Source organism: Nocardioides sp. P5_C9_2, assembly GCF_054049555.1.
Map to the genome: position 1 here is coordinate 1 of NZ_JBFUMD010000274.1, position 5,235 is coordinate 5,235.

The window sequence follows — 5,235 nt, forward strand, 5'->3', positions numbered from 1 at the left end:
GTGGCACGCGGAGCGCGACCAGGCGGCCCTCGGCGGCCTGCTGCTCGACGCCCCGGAGCCCGCGTGGTGAGCATCCCCCCGTCAGGACCGGGATTCCGGCACGACGAGGCCGGCACGCCGGCCTCCGTGTGGACCCGGGCACTGGCCGAGCACCCCCTCACCGAGATGGACCTGAGCACCGTGGACCGGCTGGTCGTGGTCGGCGCCCACCCCGACGACGAGACGCTGGGCGCGGGCGGGCTGGTGCACCTCGCCGGCCGCGCCGGCTGGGAGGTGCTGGTCGTCTCGGCGACCGCCGGCGAGGGGTCCCACCCCTCGTCTCCGACCCACGATCCCGTGTCGTTGGCCGACCTGCGTCGCGGTGAGCTGGAGCGGGCCGTCGCGCGGTTGGCGGGCGCGGCCCGGATCCGGTGCCTCGACCTCCCCGACGGGTCCGTGGCCGAGCACGAGGACACGCTCGTCGCCGAGCTCGTCGCGGCCGTCGGGCTCGCCGGCGACCGGACGCTGCTGGCCGCGCCGTGGCGCCACGACGGCCACCCCGACCACGAGGCGGTGGGCCGCGCGGCGGCGGTGGCGGCGCGGCGTACGGACGCACGCCTGGTGGAGTACCCCGTCTGGATGTGGCACTGGGGGACCGCGGAGACCCTGCCGTGGGCCGAGGCCCGGGCCGTGCGACTCGACGACACCGCCCGCGCCGGCAAGCGCTCCGCGGTGGCCGCGCACGCCTCCCAGGTCGCCCCGCTGTCGGCGGAGCCCGGCGACGAGGTCCTGCTCGGCCCCGCGCTGCTCGCGCACTTCGACCGTGACGTCGAGGTGCTGATCGAGGTGCCCGAGCCCGCCCCCGACGACGCCCTCGACCGCGTGCACCGTGACCGGGACGACCCGTGGGACGTGGACGGCTGGTACGAGCGGCGCAAGCGCGCGATCACCCTGGCCAGCCTGCCCCGCGAGCGGTACGACCGCGTGCTCGAGGTGGGCTGCTCGGTCGGGGCGCTGGCCGTCGACCTGGCCGGGCGCTGCGACGCCCTCGTGGCACTCGACTCCAGTGCCGCCGCGGTCGAGGCGGCGCGTGAGCGTCTCGCCGGCAGCGACCACGTCGACGTACGCCGGGCGGACCTGCCGGCGCAGTGGCCCGAGGGGCGCTTCGACCTGGTGTCGGTGTCCGAGGTGGGCTACTTCCTGAGCCCGTCGGCCCTCGGCGAGCTCGTCTCGCGGGCGCTGGGGGCGCTGGAGGAGGACGGGCACCTGCTGCTGTGCCACTGGCGTCACGACCTCGTCGGCTGGCCGCTCACCGGGCCGCGGGTCCACGAGGTGTTCCTCGCGACCGGGGCGCGGGTGCTGGCCGAGCACCAGGATCCCGACTTCGTCCTCCACGTGCTGCGAGCGACGCCGTGACCGCGCCGGAGCTGCTCGGCACGCCCAGCGTGCTCGCCGTCGTCGTCCCCGCCCGCGACGAGGAGCGGCTGCTGCCCGCGTGCCTCGACTCGCTGGCCCGGGCGACCGCCGAGCTGGCCCGCACCCACCCCCGCATCGAGTGCCACGTGTTCGTGGTGCTCGACTCCTGCGCCGACGAGACGCCCGGGGTCGTCGCGGGACGTGCCGGCGTGACCGCGGTGACCGTGTCGTCCGGCCAGGTGGGGGCGGCCCGCGCGGCGGGCGTCGCCGCGGCCGCGGCGTGGACCGGCACCGCGGATCCGGGCCGGGTGTGGATCGCCAGCACAGACGCCGACACGGTGGTGCCGCCGCACTGGCTGACCGCCCAGGCCGAGCTCGCCGCCGGCGGGCACGACCTGGTCGTCGGCACCGTGCTCCCGGACCCGCGCGACCTCACCGACCGGGAGCACGCGCTGTGGCGGGAGCGGCACACGCTCGAGGACGGCCACGAGCACGTCCACGGGGCCAACCTCGGCTTCTCACTGGCCGCCTACCGCGCCGTCGGCGGCTTTCCCCACCTGCCCGTGCACGAGGACGTCGAGCTGGTCCGCGCGCTCCGCGACTCGGGCGTCCGGTGGATCGCCGCCGGGGGACTGGCGGCGGTGACCTCGGGGCGACGGACGGCCCGCGCGCCGCACGGCTTCGCGACGTACCTCGACCACCTCGGGGTGTGACGCCCCGGGGCAGCGAGGTGGAGCGCGCCTGACGCGCCCGATACCCTCGTCTGCGATGGCTGACGAGTACTGCGACCTGTGTGACCTGCCCAAGGCGAACTGCGTCCACGGGATGCCGCCCGCACCCCCGCCCGAGGCGAGGCCGCCGGCCGCGCCGCGCGCGAGCGTGCGCAAGGCGAGCACCCCTCGCGCCGCCAGGGAGTCCGCTCCCGCCGCACCGGTACGCCGGGCCCCGCGCCGGTGGACCCAGCCCGAGGCGATCTCGCCGGTCATCCTGGCCGTGCTCGACGCGGCCGCCGGACCGCTCCCCGCCGACGACGTGCTCGAGGCCGTCGGCGAGCGCCTGGACGAGCACCTGCTCGAGGGGGACCGGCAGCTCACGCCCGAGGGCGAGCTGCGCTGGAGGTACGCCGCCCGGCGGGCCCGCCAGCAGCTGGTCAAGGAGGGTCTGCTGGCCACGCCGAGCCCCGGGATCTGGGAGCTCACGGCCCGCGGCCRGGGCCGCTGATCACGTCCTCGTACCCCACTCGGGCGGTGAGAGGAAGCGGACACACGGAGCGAATTTCAACTTGTCTGCCCCAGTATTGGTGAAACGCCTGCACGGGCCTCCGTCACTGCCTATCTTCGTCCTCGCCCCCTGTTGAGGGGCCGGTCGCCACGGTGGCGACTGACACCTCGAAGTAGGGGGCACGATGAGCAACAAGCGCCCGTCCGATGGAGGACGAGCCTCGAGGCTCGCCATCTCCGGCTGGCCATTGAGTCGCAAGGTGGCACTCGCCCTGGCGATCCCGTTGCTGCTTGCCGCGACCCTCGGTGGTCTGCGGGTGAAGTCGGACCTCGACGAGTCGTCGAACGCGTCCGCCAGTGCCGAGCAGGTCACGGTGCTGCGTCCGGCCGTGGACTACCTGACAGCGGCCGAGCGCGCCATGGTCGCGGCCCAGTCGTCGACCGGTGCCAGCCAGACCGAGCTCGACGAGGCCGTCGAGGACATCAAGGCGGCGGCCGAGCAGCTCACCGCCACGGCCGGCACCGCGGGGCTGACGTACGACCAGAGTCTCCAGGTCGCGACCCTGCTGGACCTGAGCCGCTCGATCCGTGACGACAACACCGCCACGCTGAGCCCCGACACCTGGATCGCGCAGCTGCGTCAGCTCCAGTCGGGTGTGACCAAGCTGATCACCACGATCACCAGCGCCCAGAACACCCCCGAGCCCCGCCTCGAGCTCCTCGCCCAGTCGCTCGGCGGTCGCTTCTCCCTCGCGATGCAGCAGGCCCTCGGCTCCGACGCGGACCGCAGCCGCAGCGTCTCGCAGGCCCTCTACTCCGAGCTCGGCGCCGAGAGCGCGGCCATCGACCGACTGGCCGGTGCCCTCGACGACGCCGAGAGCGCGGTGCGCACGCTGCGTACCAACAACGGCGAGCGCACCCGCGCCGTTCGCACGGGCACCAGCACCGAGCTCGGTGGCGCCGACGCGTACGACGAGTACGACAACCTGTCCGAGACCCTGCTCCTCGAGGTCGACCAGGGCCTCGCCGCCACGGCGACGAACGCCCGCGACCGCGCCCTCTTCGACGCGGCCCTCACCCTCGGCGCGCTGCTCGCGGCCATCGCCCTCGCGCTCGTCATCTCCCGCTCGCTGCTCGGCCCGATCCGCAAGGTCCGTGAGGGCGCCCTCCAGGTCGCCAACGAGGACCTGCCCGACGCCGTCGCCCGGATCCGTTCCGGTGGCGAGCCCGCCGAGTTCGTGGCGATCGACGTCCACACGCACGAGGAGATCGGTCAGCTGGCCCGCGCCGTGGACGACCTCCACCGCCAGGCCGTGACGCTCGCCTCCGGTGAGGCCCAGCTGCGTAGCCAGGTCGGGGAGATGTTCGTGACGCTGTCGCGTCGCAACACGACCCTCATCAACCAGCAGCTCAACCTGATCGAGGCGCTGGAGAAGGACGAGGAGGACCCCAAGCGACTGGAGAGCCTCTTCCGTCTCGACCACCTCGCGTCCCGCATGCGTCGTACCTCGGACTCGCTCCTGATCCTCGCCGACGCCCCCGCCCGGTCCGCCGGCTGGGAGAGCCTGTCGGTCACCGAGGCCACCCAGGCCGCGACCGCCGGTGTGCAGGACTACCAGCGCGTGCGCATCGACTCGACCCTCGACAGCCGGGTCGGCGAGGCCGCGGCCGGTGACCTGATCCACCTGCTCACCGAGCTCGTCGACAACGCCCTGTCCTACTCCTCGCCGTCGACCTTCGTCACGCTGTCCACGGCCCCCGCGCCCGGCGGCCTGACCATCGACGTCAGCGACTCGGGCCTCGGCATCCCCGAGGAGTCCCTGCGCCAGATCAACGAGACCCTCGAGTCGGGTGCCGACGTCACCCCGGACACCGCCCGGCGCATGGGCCTGTTCGTGGTCAGCCGTCTCGCCAAGCGCCACGGCATCGACGTCGCCCTCGCCACCAACGCGGCGTCCGGCATCACCGCCACCGTGTTCGTGCCGGAGTCGGCACTGCGCGACGGCGCCCCGCCCATGCCGGAGGCCCCGGCCGAGGTCGAGCCCGCCCTCGAGGAGGGCGTCGAGCCCGAGCAGGCTCCCTTCGTGCCCGAGGTCGTGTCCGACGACTCGTCCGACGACTCGTCCGGCGAGTCGTCGGAGACCGACGTCGACCCGACCACGGAGACCGACGAACCGGCCGCCTCGGCCACCGTCATCGGCCTCCCCACGCGCCAGCCCGGCTCGTCGATGGCAGACCGCGCATCCGCGACCGGCCTCCCGTCGACCGACGCGGGCACCGGCCTGCCGTCCCGTCAGCCGGGTGGCACCCTGGCCCAGCGTGGCCTGGCCACCGGCGCCGACGTCGCCTCGAACACGCCCTCGGCGCTCAACACGGCCGCGCCGAAGCCCAAGCGCGGCGCCATGCCGCTGCGCTCGCGTCGTGCCGCACTCACCGAGGCACCGTCGGGCACCGACGAGTCGTCCACCGCCGACGAGTCCGCTGCCATCGCGTCGGTGACGTCGCTGCAGAAGGACCTCCCGGCCGAGGAGCTGGCGACCGAGCAGGTCGACACCGACTCCGCCGCTGTGGAGTCCGCCGCTGTGGACTCTGCCGCTGTGGAGACCGTCGAGCCCGAGCC

4 protein-coding genes are annotated in these 5,235 nt (G+C 74.4%); all 4 read left to right on the top strand.

Going from position 1 to position 5,235, the window contains the following annotated elements:
- Positions 1-66: 66 nt before the first annotated feature.
- Positions 67-1,395 (top strand): PIG-L family deacetylase, encoded by a 1,329-nt coding sequence (locus ACXJKL_RS13750; protein WP_457207605.1) that lies wholly within the window; start codon positions 67-69, stop codon positions 1,393-1,395.
- Entirely contained in the window at positions 1,392-2,108 is a 717-nt protein-coding gene (locus ACXJKL_RS13755) for a glycosyltransferase (RefSeq protein WP_457207606.1), read from the top strand. The genes ACXJKL_RS13750 and ACXJKL_RS13755 overlap by 4 nt, the downstream gene beginning before the upstream one ends.
- A 55-nt stretch (positions 2,109-2,163) precedes the next feature.
- Positions 2,164-2,616 (top strand): winged helix-turn-helix domain-containing protein, encoded by a 453-nt coding sequence (locus tag ACXJKL_RS13760; RefSeq protein WP_457207607.1) that lies wholly within the window; start codon positions 2,164-2,166, stop codon positions 2,614-2,616.
- Positions 2,617-2,875: 259 nt separating this feature from the next.
- A partial coding sequence (locus tag ACXJKL_RS13765) for an ATP-binding protein (RefSeq protein WP_457207608.1) occupies positions 2,876-5,235 on the top strand: 2,360 nt, incomplete at its 3' end.